Below are 16,526 nucleotides of genomic sequence, written 5' to 3' on the forward strand. Positions count from 1 at the left end.
ATGAAAAACATAGTAAAACTACTTTTTGTCGTTTTGATTTCTTTCACGGCAAAAGCACAGATAGTTATTATCGATCCAGGACATGGTTATGGAGCAACCGCTAGTGACAATCCGGATGGCAGAACGGCAGCGGAAATAGAAACAGCCTTGGAAGTCGGTCTGAGAACAAAAGCATTAATCCAAAATTCCTGTACCTCATGGACGGTTCAAATGACGCGTACCACGAATTTAAACAGTTGGATTTCCGTAACGCAAAGAGCTCAAATGGCCAACAACTGGAATGCCGACCGTTTATTAAGTATTCACTGCAATGCGGGAGGCGGAACCGGCACAGAAACTTTTTATTGTACTGACAGTGATACCGACACCCCACCAGATATCGCTTTTGCACAAAAAATCCAAACAGACATGTCCACAAACGGTTCCTGGAACAACAGACGATGCGTGGAAGATAACAGTTTCCTCGCCTATCATTTGGGGGTTTTAAAATATTCTTCTGCTATTGGGTGTCTGAATGAAATTGGCTTCGTGGATTCGGTAGACGCAACAAAACTGACAAGTTCAACATGGAGAGACACTTTTGCGCTTTCCTATTTCAACTCTCTGAAGACTAATTTGAATGTCACCTGTTCTACTCCCCTCCCGAGTTCTTTCATTTTAACAGCTACACCGGAATGCAACGGTTCGACAAGCCAGATTAAATTAACATGGACAACTTCCGCCAATGCGACGTCGTTTGACATTTACAGAAATGGAGCCTTGTATGCGAGCAATATAACCGGAAATCAATTTCTCAATACGTACATAACCAGCGGAACAAATTATACTTATTCGCTTAAAGCAAAAAACGCAACCGGTACGACAAACAATTCTAACGGAACATTAACTGCAACTGCACTAACCTGTCCCCCAGGAAATTTCACACTTACGGCTGCACCTACATGCGGAGGAACAACCAGTACCATTAATTTATCGTGGACAACATCGCCAAATGCAACAAGTTATGACATTTACAGGAACGGTAACCTTTATGCATCGATTCTAACTGCAACAACGTTTGCAAATACGTATCTCATTTCGGCCGGATCAACGTACACCTATTACATCAAAGCTAAAAACAGTGAAGGTTCGGTTACTAATTCCAACGGAACACAAACCGTAACCGCTATTAATTGTTCTGCAAAGAGTGCTGTAGAAAATAACGAAATGGACTCAAATACTGTCAAAACGGAAATTTTTGTGAGTCCAAATCCAAATCGCGGAATTTTATATTTGATAATAAACAACGTGAAGAATAAAAGAATTGAATACTTTCTGTTTAATTCTAACGGTAAAGTCGTTTGTGAAGCTCTAATTCAATCTAACGAAAATGAATTAGTCCAAAAAATTGACATTGGTCATTTAGCAAATGGAGTGTATTTCGCCAGAATTCAAATTGATGATCAAGAATACACCAGGAAATTAATTAAGCAATAAAATCCTTTTTCAACTGTGAAATCCGAAGTTACGGCTTCGGATTTTTTTTTATTAATAAACTGTAAATCAATAACATATTTTATATTTTTTCATTTTTTAAACATTTTTATTTGCATTTATATTTTTAATTTCTATACATTTGCAGCAATGAAAAAAACAAAGTTACATAGTAACCTATCTACACGGAAAACGCTGACCCTTACTTCACGGTCAGAGCGGTCGACATTCTAGTACCCGAGTTTTTCAATTATTTTTTCATTTCTCATTTTTCCCGTTTTGGAACAATTTGCATTTTTTTTAGGACTATCAGGTCTTAACCTTTTTACACATTCTCATCCGTTTGTAACTATTACAATCCGGCCGTAAGGTCTGCTGTCTTCCTATTTGGAACAAGTGCGTCTTGTTCCCTCCTCATCCCTATTTTCTTTTTTATCTATTAATCAATTATTCATCATTGTTTTAAAATGAATATAACCATTGCTGTCGCTCAAAAAGAGCATTATGATTTTGCACAGTTGATTTGTGACACCATTCATACTTCCGCGCTTCAAAGAGGTACCGGGATTGCAAAACGTACTCCTGAATACATCAGAAAAAAGATTGATCAGCAAGAGGCGGTCATTGCGCTAGTCGATGAAAAATTTGCAGGTTTTTGCTATATCGAGAGTTGGGAACACGGCAAGTTCGTGGCGCATTCCGGCCTAATTGTTCATCCTGATTTTCGTCATTTGGGCTTGGCTAAAAAAATCAAATCGTTTGTATTTGATTATTCGCAGAAAAAATATCCAAGCGCCAAAATATTCGGAATTACAACGGGTTTGGCAGTCATGAAAATCAACTCGGAATTAGGTTATCGTCCGGTTCCTTTTTCAGAATTAACCGATGACCCAAGTTTTTGGGCAGGCTGCAAAACCTGTACGAACTATGACATTCTTCAGCGCAAAGAAAACAAAATGTGCCTTTGCACCGGAATGTTATATGACCCAAAGGAAAAGAAAAATCAAAAAGAAGAATACACCTTTAATCAAAAAGTGCTGGCACGTTTAAAAAGCATCAAACAGGCACTTTTCCTAAAAAAATAATAAAATGAAATCGAAGATTCACGAACACGAAAACAACAATATAAAAACTGTGAGTACAAAAGTAGTTTTAGCATACAGCGGCGGATTAGACACCTCATACTGTTTAAAATATTTAATCAAGAACGGATTTGAAGTACATACCGTTTTAGTCAACACCGGTGGTTTTTCGGAAGAAGAATTAACCGCTATCGAAGAAAGAGCTTACGAATTAGGAAGTGCTCAGCACACTAATTTAGATATCATAGAAAAATACTATGAGAAAGCCATCAAGTACCTGATTTTCGGAAACGTTTTAAAAAACAACACCTACCCGCTTTCTGTTAGCGCCGAAAGGGTTTTTCAGGCTTTGGAAGTCATCAGATATGCAAAATCAATGGGAGCATCTGCAATCGCTCACGGAAGTACTGGTGCAGGAAATGACCAGATAAGATTTGACATGATTTTCAAAACCATCGCTCCTGAAATTGAAATCATTACGCCTATCAGGGACTTAAAATTATCCAGACAGGAAGAAGTGGAATTTTTACAGCAAAACGGCGTGAGCTATTCCTGGGAAAAGGCGCAGTATTCCATCAACAAAGGAATTTGGGGCACCAGTGTGGGCGGAAAAGAAACGTTAACCTCTCACCTTCCTTTACCGGAAGAGGCTTATCCGTCGCAATTGCAAAAAGATACGCCCGAAAAAGTTGTTTTGGAATTTGAAAAGGGCGAACTCATCAGTATCAACGGCGAAAAAAAATCCCCGTCGCAAAACATTATCATCCTTGAAAACATGGCAAATGCTTTTGCTATCGGAAGGGATATTCATGTTGGTGACACTATCATCGGTATTAAAGGAAGAGTCGGTTTTGAAGCTGCTGCCCCGCTGATTATTATCAAAGCACATCATCTTTTGGAGAAACACGTCTTATCAAAATGGCAACAATACTGGAAAGAACAATTGGGTAATTGGTACGGAATGTTATTTCACGAAGGACAGTTTTTAGATCCGGTGATGAGAAACATAGAAACATTCCTGGCCGACACACAAACGACCGTAAACGGAAAAGTAACCGTAGCCCTGAAGCCATACCATTTTTCATTGGACGGAATCGAATCGGAAAATGATCTGATGAACACGCAATTCGGACAGTACGGCGAAATGAACAATGCCTGGACAGCCGATGACGCCAAAGGATTCATCAAGATTCTTGGTAACGCGCAAATGATTTATTCACAAGTAAACGATTTGAATTATGATTAACATCGGAATTATAGGGGGATCGGGGTATACCGCGGGTGAATTACTGAGATTGTTGTTGAATCATCCCAAAGCTGTCATTGATTTTGTCTACAGCACCACCAATTCGGGGAAACCTATTGCAACTGTTCATCAGGATTTATTGGGTGAAACCGATTTAAATTTCACGGACACAATCAATCCAAACGTGAATATTGTTTTCCTGTGTCTGGGTCATGGAAAGTCCAAGTCGTTTCTAACGGAGAATAGATTTTCACCCCAAACCAAAATAATAGATTTAGGAAACGATTTCAGATTGAAAAATGATGCGGTTTTCAATGATTGTGAATTTATATACGGACTTCCGGAAATGAATAAACCGCAAATCAAAAATGCGCAATTCATTGCCAATCCGGGCTGTTTCGCTACGGCAATCCAGTTGGCTTTACTTCCTCTGGCGGAAAACAATCTGTTGAAAGATGCCATTCATGTAAATGCGACTACGGGCAGTACCGGCGCAGGCGTGCAACCATCGGAAACCACGCATCACAGTTGGAGAAACAACAACATGTCGCATTACAAAGCTTTTGAACATCAGCATTTGGGTGAAATCATTCAGAGTCTGAAACAAACACAAAACGGTTTTGATCAGGAGGTTTTATTTATCCCGAATCGCGGAGATTTCACCAGAGGAATTTTTGCCACGCTTTACACAAAAACGGAAAAGTCGTTGGAGGAAATTACGAAACTGTATGAAAGCTATTTTCAAGATGAACCTTTTGTGAATGTGACTACCGAAGCCATTCATCTGAAACAAGTGGTGCAAACCAACAAATGCAATATCAGTCTGATGAAAAAAGACGATTATCTGTTGGTTACCTCCATCATTGACAATCTGGTGAAGGGCGCTTCGGGTCAGGCAATCCAAAACATGAACCTGATGTTTGGATTGGAAGAAAAAACAGGTTTACAACTAAAATCAGGCAATTTTTAAAATTTACGACTATGAGTTTATTTGACGTTTATCCGATATACAACATTACCCCAACCAAAGCTTTAGGAGCTAAAGTCTGGGACGAAAACAATCAGGAATATCTTGATTTCTATGGAGGCCACGGCGTGATTTCCATTGGTCATTCACATCCTGCCTATGTGAAAGCTATCACTGAACAGGTTAATAAAATCGGTTTTTATTCCAATTCGATTGTAAATCCGATTCAGGAACAATTGGCAAAAAAATTAACTAAACTTTCTGGTTATCCCGATTATTCCCTGTTCCTGTGCAACTCCGGTGCGGAAGCCAATGAGAACGCACTGAAACTGGCTTCTTTCCACAACAAAAAGTCAAAAATTATCGCATTCAAAAAATCATTTCACGGCAGAACATCGGCATCTGTAGCGGTAACAGACAATCCTTCTATTGTAGCTCCATTGAACAAGAACCATGAAGTTGTTTTTCTTCCGTTAAACGAAATCGGACTGGTGGAAAATGAAATTGCCAAAAATGATGTTTGCGCCGTAATTATTGAAGGAATCCAGGGAGTTGGAGGATTGGATGAAGGCACAACTGGATTCTTTCAACAGTTGGAAAAAATCTGCAACGACAACAATGTGATTTTTATTTTAGATGAAATCCAAAGCGGTTACGGCAGATCGGGGAAGTTTTTCGCGCATCAGCATCATGGCATCCAGCCGGATATTATTTCGATGGCAAAAGGAATGGGTAATGGTTTTCCGATTGGCGGCATTCTGATCAGTCCGAAATTCAAGTCTTCCCACGGATTATTGGGAACAACTTTCGGAGGAAATCATCTGGCTTGTGCTGCCGCTCTTTCGGTTTTGGAAACGATGGTAAAGGAAAATCTGCTAAACAATGTAAACGAAACTACAGCTTATTTCATACAGCAGATACAGCAGTTTCCGCAAATCAAAAAAATAAAGGGTAAAGGATTGATGCTCGGACTGGAATTTGATTTTGACGTGAATGAATTACGCAAAAAACTGATTCATAACGAACGTATTTTCACCGGAAGCGCTTCACAGAAAAATCTATTGAGAATCCTTCCGCCGCTTTCCATCACGAAAGAAAACATTGATTTTTTCACTAGCGGATTAAAAAACGCTTTACACAATTTATCATGAAACATTTCACATCAGTTAACGATATACAGGATTTAAATGAACTTTTGCTTTTGGCAAAACAAATTAAATCGGCGCCTTATGAAAATAAAACATTAGGAGAAAATAAAACCATCGGGTTATTATTCTTTAATCCGAGTTTAAGAACCAGATTGAGTACCCAAAAAGCGGCAACCAATCTTGGCATGAATACCATAGTGATGAACCTCAACAATGATGGTTGGAACCTGGAATTTGAAGACGGAGCCATCATGAACGGAAACAAGGCTGAACACATAAAGGAAGCCGCTCAGGTAATTTCACAATACTGCGACATTATCGCCATCAGAAGTTTTCCGACTTTAACTGACAAAGTGCAAGACGAAGAAGAACAGGTGATTAATTCGTTCAAAAAATATGCGTCGGTGCCGGTTATCAGTCTGGAGGGCGCTACGGAACACCCGTTGCAGGCAGTCGCTGATATCCTGACTATTTCGGAATTCAAAACTAAAAAAAGACCGAAAGTGGTTTTGACCTGGGCACCGCACCCGAAAGCCTTGCCGCATGCGGTTCCGAATTCATTCGTAAAAATGATGCAGTTGTCCGATGTTGAATTCGTAATTACACATCCGAAAGGTTATGAACTGAATCCTGAAATTACCGGAGACAGCAAAATAATTCATAACCAAGACGAAGCGTTTAAGGATGCTGATTTCATCTATGCCAAAAACTGGAGCAATTATAACGATTATGGGCAAATCAATTCGCAAGACACTTCGTGGACTATCACTTCAGAAAAAATGCGACTGACCAATAACGCCAAATTCATGCATTGCCTTCCGGTGAGAAGAAATCAGATTGTGAACGATGCAGTTTTGGATGGCGACAGTTCGATTGTTATCGATCAGGCAAATAACAGAACCTTTGCTACTCAGGCAATTCTAACCCAAATATTAGAACATCATGGTAAGTAAACCCAAAATAACGATAGTAAAAATTGGAGGAAACGTGATAGACGATGCCAAAGCACTTTCTGAAGTCTTACTGGCATTTTCAAATATTGACGGTCCAAAAATATTGGTACACGGTGGCGGAAAGGAAGCCAGTAAACTAGCCGAAAAATTAGGTTTAACACCACAAATGATTGATGGAAGAAGAATCACTGATGCTTCGATGTTGGATGTAGTGGTGATGACCTATGCCGGATTGCTTAATAAAAAAATTGTAGCTCAGCTAAATACGTTTGGAACAACAGCCATTGGGTTTACTGGTGCCGACGGCAATCTAATTCTATCCGAAAAGAGAAAAAAAGACACTGTTGATTTTGGGTTTGCCGGAGATATCGTTTCGGTAAATCATCAGTTATTGAAAACACTTTTAGAAAACGACATTCTTCCGGTTTGTTGCGCCATTACCCATGACGGAAACGGACAGTTATTAAATACCAATGCCGACACTATCGCGGGTGAAATCGCGATTGCTCTGACACCCTATTACGACGTGGAATTATGTTACTGCTTTGAAAAAAATGGTGTTTTGATGAATTCTGAGGATGATGCTTCAGTAATTGCGATTTTAACAGGAGAGAAATATGATGATTTAAGTAAAACAGGTTCCATCCACTCCGGAATGATTCCAAAACTAAATAACTGTTTTGAAGCTTTGGAAAAAGGAGTCAAAAAAGTAGTTATCAGTCACCATTCGTTTATCGGAAATAAAAATTCAATCCACACTATCATTCAATTATAAGCCCATGAAAAACATTGAAAATTTGACACAAGAAGCCATCAGTCTGCTAAAAAAGCTAATTGAAACTCCTTCCTTTTCAAGTGAAGAAGACCAAACTGCGCTTTTAATTGAAAACTGGTTTAAAAACAACAATATTCCTTTTGAGAGGGAAAACAACAATATCTGGGCATACAACCTTCATTTTGACGACGCAAAACCGACCTTGCTTTTGAATTCGCATCACGATACCGTTAAACCGAATCTGGGATATACGTTGGATCCGTTCACGGCAATTGAAGAAGGCAGCAAATTATTTGGTTTGGGAAGTAACGATGCGGGCGGTTGTCTGGTTTCGCTTCTGGCAACGTTCGTTCATTTTTATGCGATGGAAAATCTGTCGCACAACATAGTTATTGTGGCTTCAGCCGAAGAAGAAAGCAGCGGTCCAAACGGATTGAATAGTGTACTGAAACACCTTCCGGAATTGGATTGTGCCATCGTTGGAGAGCCGACCGAAATGCAATTGGCAATAGCGGAAAAAGGCTTACTGGTTTTGGATGTAACCGTTAAAGGAACAGCAAGTCATGCAGCGCATCAAAATTTTGATAACCCGATTCATAAATCAGTTAATTTAATTAATTGGTTTAATACTTATTTCTTTGAAAAAGTATCCGAAAATTTAGGTCCGGTAAAGATGACCGTAACTCAAATCAATGCCGGAAAACAGCATAATGTTGTTCCTTCAGAATGCCATTTGGTTGTCGATATTCGAGTTAATGATTGTTATTCCAATGAAGAGATTTTAAAGGTTGTAACCGAAAATATCGATGCGGAAGTCAAACCGCGTTCGTTGCATCTTCGCTCCTCTTCCATCGATAAAAACCACAAACTGGTACAAAGCGGAATTAACTTGGGAAGAACCACTTACGGCTCACCAACGCTTTCCGACCAATCCGTTTTAAGTTGTCAGTCACTGAAATTAGGACCAGGAAATTCCCTGCGTTCACACTCTGCTGACGAGTTTATATTCATTAATGAAATTGCGGAAGGTATCGAATTGTACATTAAAATACTTTCGGGTTTCCTTCTCCAGAATTAAAAGAAAATACTATGAAACTTTGGGAAAAAGGCATTGCCACCGATAAAAAAATAGAACAGTTCACGGTTGGAAACGACAGGGAGTTGGATACCGTTTTAGCCAAATACGATATTTTGGGTTCCATCGCTCATGCAAAGATGCTGGCGGAGACAAATTTGCTCTCACAAGAAGAAGCAAACAGTTTATGTATTTCTTTAAATGAACTACTATCAAAAATTGAAAATGAAAATTTTACCATAGAAAATAATTTTGAAGACATTCATTCCAAAATCGAATACCTGCTGATTGAAAAACTGGGCGATACCGGAAAGAAAATCCACACGGCGCGTTCCAGAAACGACCAGGTTTTGGTCGATGTTCATTTGTATCTGAAAGATGAAATCATCACCATTAAAAACCTCATCAAGAAACTTTTTGATTTACTGATGGAACTGGCTGAGAAAAACAAAGATGTGTTGCTTCCGGGTTACACACACTTACAGGTTGCCATGCCGTCCTCTTTCGGATTGTGGTTTTCTGCGTATGCCGAAAGTCTGATTGACGATGTTACCATGTTAAATGCTGCCTTACAGGTTGTTGATCAGAATCCGTTAGGCTCGGCTGCCGGCTATGGAAGCTCCTTCCCTATCAACAGAACATTCACCACTGAAGCGCTGGGTTTTACAACGATGAAATATAATGTGGTAGCAGCCCAAATGAGCAGAGGAAAATCGGAGAAAACAATGGCTTTTGCCATGAGCAGTGTTGCCGGAACTTTATCGAAACTGGCTATGGATGTTTGTTTGTATCTGAGTCAGAATTTCGATTTCATCTCCCTGCCTGAGCATTTAACGACCGGTTCGAGCATCATGCCTCACAAGAAAAACCCGGATATTTTTGAACTGATCAGAGGGAAATCAAATAAAATACAAAGTTTGCCTTATGAACTGACCTTGTTAACGAATAATCTTCCGAGCGGTTACCACAGGGATTTTCAGTTGTTAAAAGAAGGTTTATTTCCGGCCATCGAAAACCTTAAATCCTGTTTGGAAATGACGCATTATGCCATCAAAGACATTAAAGTGAAAGAAGGCATTTTTGATGATCCGAAATACAAGTATTCTTTTACTGTAGATACTATCAACGAAATGGTGGTGCGTGGCATTCCCTTTAGAGATGCCTACAAAATGGTTGCCGAACAGATTGAAAACGGGACATTTGAAATTCCGGCAACTACCAATCATACCCATGAAGGCAGTATCAATAATTTATGCCTGAAAGAAATAATAGAAAAAATGGAAACCTGTTACTAACAAAAAAAGCTGTATTTCTACAGCTTTTTTTGTTTATACGAATCTTTTCAAATCTTCCGCGGCTATATCGCTGTGCGAAGCATCATGAACCGCTTTCCCTTCTTTAACAACTATCATTTGCGGCGACTGATGAACCACTCCGAACAAGGAAGCAATCTCATTCGAAACTTCCCGGTGATTGAGTAAATCCAAAAAATATGGTGTAACTTTATCCTTCGAATCAAATTCGTTTTCAAACTGTTTTAACGCCATTCTGCTGATACTGCAACGCGTACTGTGTTTGAAGATTACAACCGGATTTTCATGTGACAAATCCGATATTTCATTTAGTTGTTCCAAATCGGTAAGTGAAACCCAATCCATTTTTGACTGAAGGCTTTCATCACTTACACTACCGAATATATTTTTGATAAAACTCATTTTTTGTCTGATTTTACGACATTTTGTCTTGGTTTTATTTCCGAAAAAGCAAAAAACAAGTCATTTTGTCCTGATTTTAACATTGGAACACAAATTGTCCATAGCTATGCAAATCTAAAACAATTACACAACGATAAATAGTTTTTAACACTATGAACTTAAATAATTTTACAATCAAATCGCAGGAAGCAATTCAACAGGCGCAACAAATTGCGCAGGGCTTCGGGCAACAACAGCTTGAAAACGAACACTTTTTCAAGGGAATACTTGAAGTGGATGAAAACGTAACTCCTTTCATTTTGAAAAAACTGAATGTAAACCTAAATCTGTTCAAACAGATTCTGGACAGCACCATTCAGAGTTTCCCTAAGGTGTCTGGCGGAGACATAATGTTATCCAGAGAAGCTAACAACACTCTTTTGGAAGCTACGAATATTGCTAAAAAAATGAACGATGAATATGTTTCCATCGAGCATTTGATTCTAGCTATTTTCAAATCGAGAAGTAAAGTTGCCCAAATTTTGAAAGATCAGGGAGTTACCGAAAAAGAACTGGAAGCAGCCATTGCTGAAATCCGTAAAGGAGAACGAGTAACCTCAGCATCTGCCGAAGAAATGTACAATGCCTTAAACAAATACGCCAAAAACCTCAACGAATTAGCTCGAACCGGGAAATTGGACCCAGTTATTGGACGTGATGAGGAAATTAGACGCGTTTTGCAGATTTTAACCCGAAGAACAAAAAACAACCCAATGTTGATCGGTGAACCCGGTGTGGGTAAAACCGCTATTGCCGAAGGATTAGCACACAGAATCATAGCTGGTGACGTTCCGGAAAACCTGAAAGACAAAATCGTTTTTTCCTTAGATATGGGAGCATTGATAGCCGGTGCAAAATACAAAGGTGAATTTGAGGAACGTTTAAAATCTGTGGTAAAAGAAGTTACTTCCGCTGAAGGTGATATAGTACTTTTTATTGACGAAATCCACACTTTAGTGGGTGCAGGCGGTGGCGAAGGCGCGATGGATGCCGCTAACATCCTAAAACCGGCTTTGGCCCGAGGAGAATTAAGAGCCATTGGAGCCACTACGCTTGACGAGTATCAGAAATACTTCGAAAAAGACAAAGCGTTGGAACGTCGTTTCCAAAAAGTAATGATAGACGAACCGGATACGGAAAGTGCTATTTCTATTTTACGTGGTATCAAAGAAAAGTATGAAACACATCACAAAGTACGTATCAAAGACGAGGCTATAATTGCGGCGGTGGAATTATCCCAACGTTACATTACTAACCGTTTCTTACCGGACAAAGCAATTGACTTAATGGACGAAGCAGCATCAAAACTTCGAATGGAAATCAACTCCAAACCCGAAGAACTGGATGTTCTGGACAGAAAGATCATGCAACTGGAAATCGAAATCGAAGCCATTAAACGTGAGAATGACGAGAATAAAGTAAAGGTTCTCGGCATGGATCTGGCTAACCTGAAAGAAGAACGCAATGTAATTTTTACCAAATGGAAATCGGAAAAAGATGTTGTTGACAATATTCAGAACGTAAAACAACAGATTGAAGATTTCAAAGCAGAAGCCGAACGTGCCGAACGCGACGGAGATTACGGTAAAGTTGCCGAAATCCGTTACGGAAAAATCAAGGAAGCTCAGGAAAAACTGGATGGTCTTCAAAAACAATTGCAGGAGAACCAATCTGAAAAATCGCTGATAAAAGAAGAAGTAACTCACGAAGATATTGCCGAAGTCGTAGCCAAATGGACTGGAGTTCCAGTAACAAAAATGCTACAGAGTGAACGTGAAAAATTACTGAAACTGGAAGACGAATTGCATCACCGTGTTGTTGGTCAGGAAGAAGCAATTCAGGCAATCAGTGATGCTGTTCGCCGCAGTCGTGCTGGTTTACAAGACCCAAAAAAACCTATAGGATCCTTCCTTTTCTTGGGAAGCACCGGTGTTGGTAAAACGGAATTAGCAAAAGCTTTGGCTGAATATTTATTCGATGATGAAAATGCGATGACGCGCATCGACATGAGTGAATATCAGGAACGTCACAGTGTAAGCCGTTTGGTGGGAGCACCTCCGGGGTATGTAGGATATGATGAAGGTGGTCAGCTAACTGAAGCCGTTCGACGCAAACCTTATTCCGTAGTGTTATTGGATGAAATTGAAAAAGCACATCCGGACACATTCAACATCTTACTGCAGGTGTTGGACGAAGGACGCTTAACAGATAATAAAGGTCGTCTGGCAGATTTCAAAAACACGATTATTATTATGACTTCCAATATGGGAAGCGCCATCATCCAGGAAAAATTCGAAAATCTGAAAGGCGGAGTTGAAGCCGCTACAGAAGCTGCTAAAACAGAAGTTTTAGGTTTGTTAAAAGAAACGGTTCGTCCGGAATTTATCAATCGTATTGATGAAATTGTAATGTTTACTCCGTTAAACAGTGAGGACATCGGGAAAATTGTGCTTTTGCAGCTTAAAAATGTAATCAAAATGGTGGCACACCAACACATCACGATGGAGGCCACACCGGAAGCAATTGCCTATCTCTCAGAAAAAGGATATGATCCACAATTTGGGGCGAGACCTGTAAAACGAGTGATTCAGAAAGAGGTTCTTAACGAATTATCTAAAGAGATCCTATCCGGTAAAGTTTCAACCGACAGCAACATCTTATTGGATTGTTTTGACGGACAATTGGTTTTCAGAAACCATATAGACACTGACGAGTAAAATTGACACACGGTACGTTTATCAATAAAAATCCCTGACAGTTTAAACTATCAGGGATTTTCATTTAAAAGAATTGAATAATCAAGACTTTGCGTACTGCCACAAAGTAAACATCTTGCTTTCAATTTAACTTAAGAAAAATAGTTACGATACATTATTGCCTTATATCAACAAGACAAGCATACGTAAAATCCTTAAAAAATTATTTTGAGTGCTCAATACGGTACTTGGCACTTTCCCAAATCGGATTGTAAATAATCAAATGCCTTTTATATTGAGTTGGGGTTAATATTTTTTGAATTTTGGAATTCTGCTCTCGGACGATTCTGTCAACACTTGCTCTATACTGTTCTTTTGTTTTGGTTCTGTCTTTGTTAATATAACTTAACTTCGTAGTATAATTGTTGATAATCTTAGCATACTTTTTTTGCACTTCAGCCGACATACCGATAGTTTTTACCTCTTTCTGGTAATTCTTCCGGATTTTTTCAACCTCTTTTTCGGTATAGAGTTTTTTCGTAACCACTTTACTCTTATCGGTCTGATTCTTAGGTTTAGTGGTCTGACTTAAAACAGTTAAACTGAATAAAAGTACAAATGCTAGAATTAGTTTATTAAATGATCCCATAATTTTGCTTGTTTTAAAAATTATTACCTAAAACGTAATACTAATTTAGTGAATATTCCACAAAATCAATACTTTATTCTGACAAATATCTAATCTAAAAACAATAAAAAACGTAAACTCATTTATTTTTCTATTTTTGAAGCCCTAATCAGAAAACCAAAATGAAAGAGTTTACCCTTGATGAAAAACTGAAGCATCTTTTCTCATTCCCTGTAATAGTAGCTGCTTTGGGTTATTTCGTTGATATTTATGATTTGCTTTTATTCGGAATCGTAAGAGTACCCAGCCTGAAAGACCTGAATTTAGATGTTGACACTGCCGGAACATTGATTCTAAATTATCAGATGACGGGATTATTGTTAGGAGGTATTCTCTGGGGAATTCTAGGAGATAAAAAAGGAAGACTTTCTGTGCTTTTCGGCTCAATCCTGGTTTATTCCATCGCTAATATTGCTTGTGGTTTTTTACCACAAATGCCTTTTGAAAATAAGACTACAATCTATGCCTTACTACGCTTTATTGCCGGAATTGGCCTAGCTGGCGAATTAGGTGCGGGAATTACCTTGGTTTCAGAATCTTTACCCAAACAACTACGAGCCATGGGAACATCGATAGTCGCCGGTTTCGGATTATTAGGAGCTGTTGTGGCACAATTAACCGTGGAATTGGCCGGCGAATGGACGATCGCCTACTTTATCGGAGGAGGTTTGGGACTGATGCTGCTGTTTCTTCGTGTAAGCGTTGTGGAATCCGGAATTTACAAGAACATAAAACATTCCGATTCAATAAAAAAGGGAAATTTCATTTCCTTCTTTACCAACTGGAATCGTTTTGTTAAATACATGAAATGCATTGCCATTGGATTGCCTACCTGGTTTTGTATCGGAATCTTGGCTATGATGGCCAATCAGTTTGCTCCTGTTATGGGGATCACTTCCATTGTGCCCGGAAAAGCTATTATGTGGGCCTATGTTGGAATTTCAGTCGGTGATTTTGCCAGTGGATTTATTTCGCATTGGCTCCATTCCAGAAAGAAAGCCATTTTATATATGATGATCTTTACACTAATCGGAGTTTCACTGCTGCTCTTTCACGGTGCAAAATCTGAAAACGCATATTATTTTTACTGCGCATGGCTTGGACTCGGAACCGGATATTGGGCAATGTTCGTAACCGTCGGGTCAGAGCAGTTCGGTACAAATATCAGAAGTACAGCTACGACTACCATTCCGAATATGGTACGTGGACTCCTTCCGGTAATGCTGATTGCTTTTGACAATCTTAAAATAAATAGTGGCGTAATTATGGCAGCAGCTTTAGTCGGATGCATGGCTTTCGGGCTAGCCATTTATGCTACTATGACAATAGAGGAAACGCATAATAAGGATTTGGATTTCAATGAATAAAAAAAAGCGGTCTTAGAAAGACCACTTTTTTTTATATATATTTTAAATCACACTATCGGTTATCTAACCTTTTAGAATATCACCTTTAGAGTTTACCACAATTTTTTTGGTTTCATTCCCCTTGGCAAGCTGTACATTATATTGTTTTTTCTTTATATCTCCATCTTCTTGAGAATATAAATACTTATCATTAACGATTTTCCAACCAGGATAAGTTTTATAAATATTATAAATAACGGCTGATGGAAGTTTAACGTTGTTGTATTTTTCAACAACACTCATTAATTTACCACTTTCGTCATAAGTTGCTGCAAGTGAACCGTCTTTAACTTTCATGGTCACCAAATAATTTTCGTGACCTTCATAGTCTTTACCTAAATCATAAGCTATAAAAGCTTCTTGCAGACTTTTGATTTTTTCATCCTGATTTTCATATTCCGGAAGATAAACCGAAAAATCGTTTCCAGCTCTTTTAATTACCATCTCCGGCAATTTTTTGGTTTCCATAGTTCCTTCTGCCGGCACCGAAGTTGTCTTAACCTGTGAATAGCCCGTAAATGCGAAGGCTACACTAACTAATAAATAAATGATTGATTTCATAATGCTCGATTTTTGATTAAGTAATTTATTGATGAATAACGTATCAATTCTAAGGCTTACCATTTACTTCCCCTTTTTGTTAAAAGATGTACGCTACTTTGATTCAAAAAATACAATACTTGCATTAGTAACCAATTCTATTTGTATGGACATTTAACCTTCCACACAAGAATCCGGTATAGGTAGTTTTGGAGTTTAACAGAGTAAAGTTAAGTGTTTAAAGAAGGTTGGCGTGTTAAATTTATCTGTAAGTTATGTTATAATTATGCCAACGTAATTATTATTATTTTTCATAAAAAAAGCTATCACATGATAGCTTAAACTGTTTTGTAAATTCTGTTAATCGGGATTACGACCCCCTGCTTTAAGATTATCCTTTCTTCTGCCAAGCCCCAAATAGTTGTATCAACCATTTTTTTTGACTTATCATCTTCAAAATAAATCTTAATTTTATGGTGTTCCAAATTCCCCAAAGTAAGCGCCCTGTCTAATTCTTCTTTTCGCTGTTTGATTGCTTCTTTATCTCCATCAAGTACATCCGTATTCGGAAAGGTTAATGAACTGATTCTTTCTTTGTCTATAACTTCAAAATTGTCATCCATAATATTAACAAGTTAGTTTTGGTTCTCTAATTTAATAATTTTTCTTAAAAGAAAGAATAAATGATATTTTTTTTAGTAATTTTCTTCTGTTATTCTAAAA

The 16,526-nt window shown here is 38.4% G+C and carries 15 protein-coding genes; 11 read left to right on the forward strand and 4 right to left on the reverse strand.

What is annotated here, in order from left to right; genetic code table 11:
• From LZF87_RS12100 to argH, 9 genes are all read left to right on the forward strand, one after another.
• Nucleotides 1–1,476, forward strand: a complete 1,476-nt coding sequence (locus LZF87_RS12100) for an N-acetylmuramoyl-L-alanine amidase (protein WP_244339302.1) — start codon at nucleotides 1–3, stop codon at nucleotides 1,474–1,476.
• Nucleotides 1,477–1,940: 464 nt separating this feature from the next.
• A complete protein-coding gene (locus LZF87_RS12105) occupies nucleotides 1,941–2,558 on the forward strand; it encodes a GNAT family N-acetyltransferase (RefSeq protein ID WP_244339303.1) in 618 nt (205 codons plus the stop codon).
• Nucleotides 2,559–2,562: 4 nt separating this feature from the next.
• On the forward strand, nucleotides 2,563–3,801 hold the full coding sequence (argG, locus tag LZF87_RS12110) for an argininosuccinate synthase (RefSeq protein WP_244339305.1): 1,239 nt from the start codon (nucleotides 2,563–2,565) through the stop codon (nucleotides 3,799–3,801).
• Complete coding sequence (gene argC / locus LZF87_RS12115; RefSeq protein ID WP_244339307.1) at nucleotides 3,794–4,771, forward strand: N-acetyl-gamma-glutamyl-phosphate reductase; 978 nt, start codon at nucleotides 3,794–3,796, stop codon at nucleotides 4,769–4,771. The genes argG and argC overlap by 8 nt, the downstream gene beginning before the upstream one ends.
• Nucleotides 4,772–4,782: 11 nt before the next feature.
• Nucleotides 4,783–5,919: an aspartate aminotransferase family protein gene (locus LZF87_RS12120; protein WP_244339309.1), complete on the forward strand. Its 1,137-nt coding sequence runs from the start codon at nucleotides 4,783–4,785 to the stop codon at nucleotides 5,917–5,919.
• Nucleotides 5,916–6,869 (forward strand): N-acetylornithine carbamoyltransferase, encoded by a 954-nt coding sequence (locus tag LZF87_RS12125; RefSeq protein WP_244339311.1) that lies wholly within the window; start codon nucleotides 5,916–5,918, stop codon nucleotides 6,867–6,869. The genes LZF87_RS12120 and LZF87_RS12125 overlap by 4 nt, the downstream gene beginning before the upstream one ends.
• Nucleotides 6,859–7,644 (forward strand): acetylglutamate kinase, encoded by a 786-nt coding sequence (gene argB / locus LZF87_RS12130; protein WP_244339313.1) that lies wholly within the window; start codon nucleotides 6,859–6,861, stop codon nucleotides 7,642–7,644. Before LZF87_RS12125 ends, argB begins: the two co-directional genes overlap by 11 nt.
• Before the next feature lie 4 nt (nucleotides 7,645–7,648).
• A complete protein-coding gene (locus LZF87_RS12135) occupies nucleotides 7,649–8,722 on the forward strand; it encodes a M20 family metallo-hydrolase (RefSeq protein WP_244339315.1) in 1,074 nt (357 codons plus the stop codon).
• Nucleotides 8,723–8,733: 11 nt separating this feature from the next.
• The gene (argH, locus tag LZF87_RS12140) at nucleotides 8,734–10,014 is read left to right on the forward strand and encodes an argininosuccinate lyase (protein ID WP_244339317.1); all 1,281 of its coding nucleotides are present in this window, start codon (nucleotides 8,734–8,736) and stop codon (nucleotides 10,012–10,014) included.
• A gap of 33 nt (nucleotides 10,015–10,047) precedes the next feature.
• On the opposite strand, the gene ytxJ is transcribed toward argH, so the two are convergent.
• Nucleotides 10,048–10,434, reverse strand: coding sequence for a bacillithiol system redox-active protein YtxJ (gene ytxJ, locus LZF87_RS12145; RefSeq protein ID WP_244339319.1), 387 nt, complete (start codon nucleotides 10,432–10,434; stop codon nucleotides 10,048–10,050).
• A gap of 152 nt (nucleotides 10,435–10,586) precedes the next feature.
• On the opposite strand from ytxJ, the gene clpB reads away from it, so the two are divergent.
• Complete coding sequence (clpB, locus tag LZF87_RS12150; protein ID WP_244339321.1) at nucleotides 10,587–13,190, forward strand: ATP-dependent chaperone ClpB; 2,604 nt, start codon at nucleotides 10,587–10,589, stop codon at nucleotides 13,188–13,190.
• A 202-nt stretch (nucleotides 13,191–13,392) separates the two neighbouring features.
• On the opposite strand, the gene LZF87_RS12155 is transcribed toward clpB, so the two are convergent.
• Entirely contained in the window at nucleotides 13,393–13,818 is a 426-nt protein-coding gene (locus tag LZF87_RS12155; protein ID WP_244339323.1) for a hypothetical protein, read from the reverse strand.
• Between the two features lie 161 nt (nucleotides 13,819–13,979).
• Here LZF87_RS12155 and LZF87_RS12160 point away from each other — a divergent pair, with 161 nt between their 5' ends.
• On the forward strand, nucleotides 13,980–15,224 hold the full coding sequence (locus tag LZF87_RS12160; protein WP_244339325.1) for an MFS transporter: 1,245 nt from the start codon (nucleotides 13,980–13,982) through the stop codon (nucleotides 15,222–15,224).
• Between the two features lie 63 nt (nucleotides 15,225–15,287).
• Here LZF87_RS12160 and LZF87_RS12165 read toward each other — a convergent pair whose 3' ends face one another.
• Both LZF87_RS12165 and LZF87_RS12170 read right to left on the reverse strand, forming a co-directional pair.
• Nucleotides 15,288–15,824 (reverse strand): hypothetical protein, encoded by a 537-nt coding sequence (locus LZF87_RS12165; protein WP_244339326.1) that lies wholly within the window; start codon nucleotides 15,822–15,824, stop codon nucleotides 15,288–15,290.
• A gap of 317 nt (nucleotides 15,825–16,141) precedes the next feature.
• Nucleotides 16,142–16,426: a hypothetical protein gene (locus tag LZF87_RS12170; protein ID WP_244339327.1), complete on the reverse strand. Its 285-nt coding sequence runs from the start codon at nucleotides 16,424–16,426 to the stop codon at nucleotides 16,142–16,144.
• Nucleotides 16,427–16,526 lie beyond the last annotated feature (100 nt).

Source organism: Flavobacterium enshiense, from assembly GCF_022836875.1.
Taxonomy (GTDB): domain Bacteria; phylum Bacteroidota; class Bacteroidia; order Flavobacteriales; family Flavobacteriaceae; genus Flavobacterium; species Flavobacterium enshiense_A.

What these genes read in the sequence shown, in the direction of transcription:
- LZF87_RS12100 (WP_244339302.1), top strand. Translation starts at nt 1, where the DNA reads ATGAAAAACATAGTAAAACTACTTTTTGTCGTTTTGATTTCTTTCACG.
- LZF87_RS12105 (WP_244339303.1), top strand. Translation starts at nt 1,941, where the DNA reads ATGAATATAACCATTGCTGTCGCTCAAAAAGAGCATTATGATTTTGCA.
- argG (WP_244339305.1), top strand. Translation starts at nt 2,563, where the DNA reads ATGAAATCGAAGATTCACGAACACGAAAACAACAATATAAAAACTGTG.
- argC (WP_244339307.1), top strand. Translation starts at nt 3,794, where the DNA reads ATGATTAACATCGGAATTATAGGGGGATCGGGGTATACCGCGGGTGAA.
- LZF87_RS12120 (WP_244339309.1), top strand. Translation starts at nt 4,783, where the DNA reads ATGAGTTTATTTGACGTTTATCCGATATACAACATTACCCCAACCAAA.
- LZF87_RS12125 (WP_244339311.1), top strand. Translation starts at nt 5,916, where the DNA reads ATGAAACATTTCACATCAGTTAACGATATACAGGATTTAAATGAACTT.
- argB (WP_244339313.1), top strand. Translation starts at nt 6,859, where the DNA reads ATGGTAAGTAAACCCAAAATAACGATAGTAAAAATTGGAGGAAACGTG.
- LZF87_RS12135 (WP_244339315.1), top strand. Translation starts at nt 7,649, where the DNA reads ATGAAAAACATTGAAAATTTGACACAAGAAGCCATCAGTCTGCTAAAA.
- argH (WP_244339317.1), top strand. Translation starts at nt 8,734, where the DNA reads ATGAAACTTTGGGAAAAAGGCATTGCCACCGATAAAAAAATAGAACAG.
- ytxJ (WP_244339319.1), bottom strand. Translation starts at nt 10,434, where the DNA reads ATGAGTTTTATCAAAAATATATTCGGTAGTGTAAGTGATGAAAGCCTT.
- clpB (WP_244339321.1), top strand. Translation starts at nt 10,587, where the DNA reads ATGAACTTAAATAATTTTACAATCAAATCGCAGGAAGCAATTCAACAG.
- LZF87_RS12155 (WP_244339323.1), bottom strand. Translation starts at nt 13,818, where the DNA reads ATGGGATCATTTAATAAACTAATTCTAGCATTTGTACTTTTATTCAGT.
- LZF87_RS12160 (WP_244339325.1), top strand. Translation starts at nt 13,980, where the DNA reads ATGAAAGAGTTTACCCTTGATGAAAAACTGAAGCATCTTTTCTCATTC.
- LZF87_RS12165 (WP_244339326.1), bottom strand. Translation starts at nt 15,824, where the DNA reads ATGAAATCAATCATTTATTTATTAGTTAGTGTAGCCTTCGCATTTACG.
- LZF87_RS12170 (WP_244339327.1), bottom strand. Translation starts at nt 16,426, where the DNA reads ATGGATGACAATTTTGAAGTTATAGACAAAGAAAGAATCAGTTCATTA.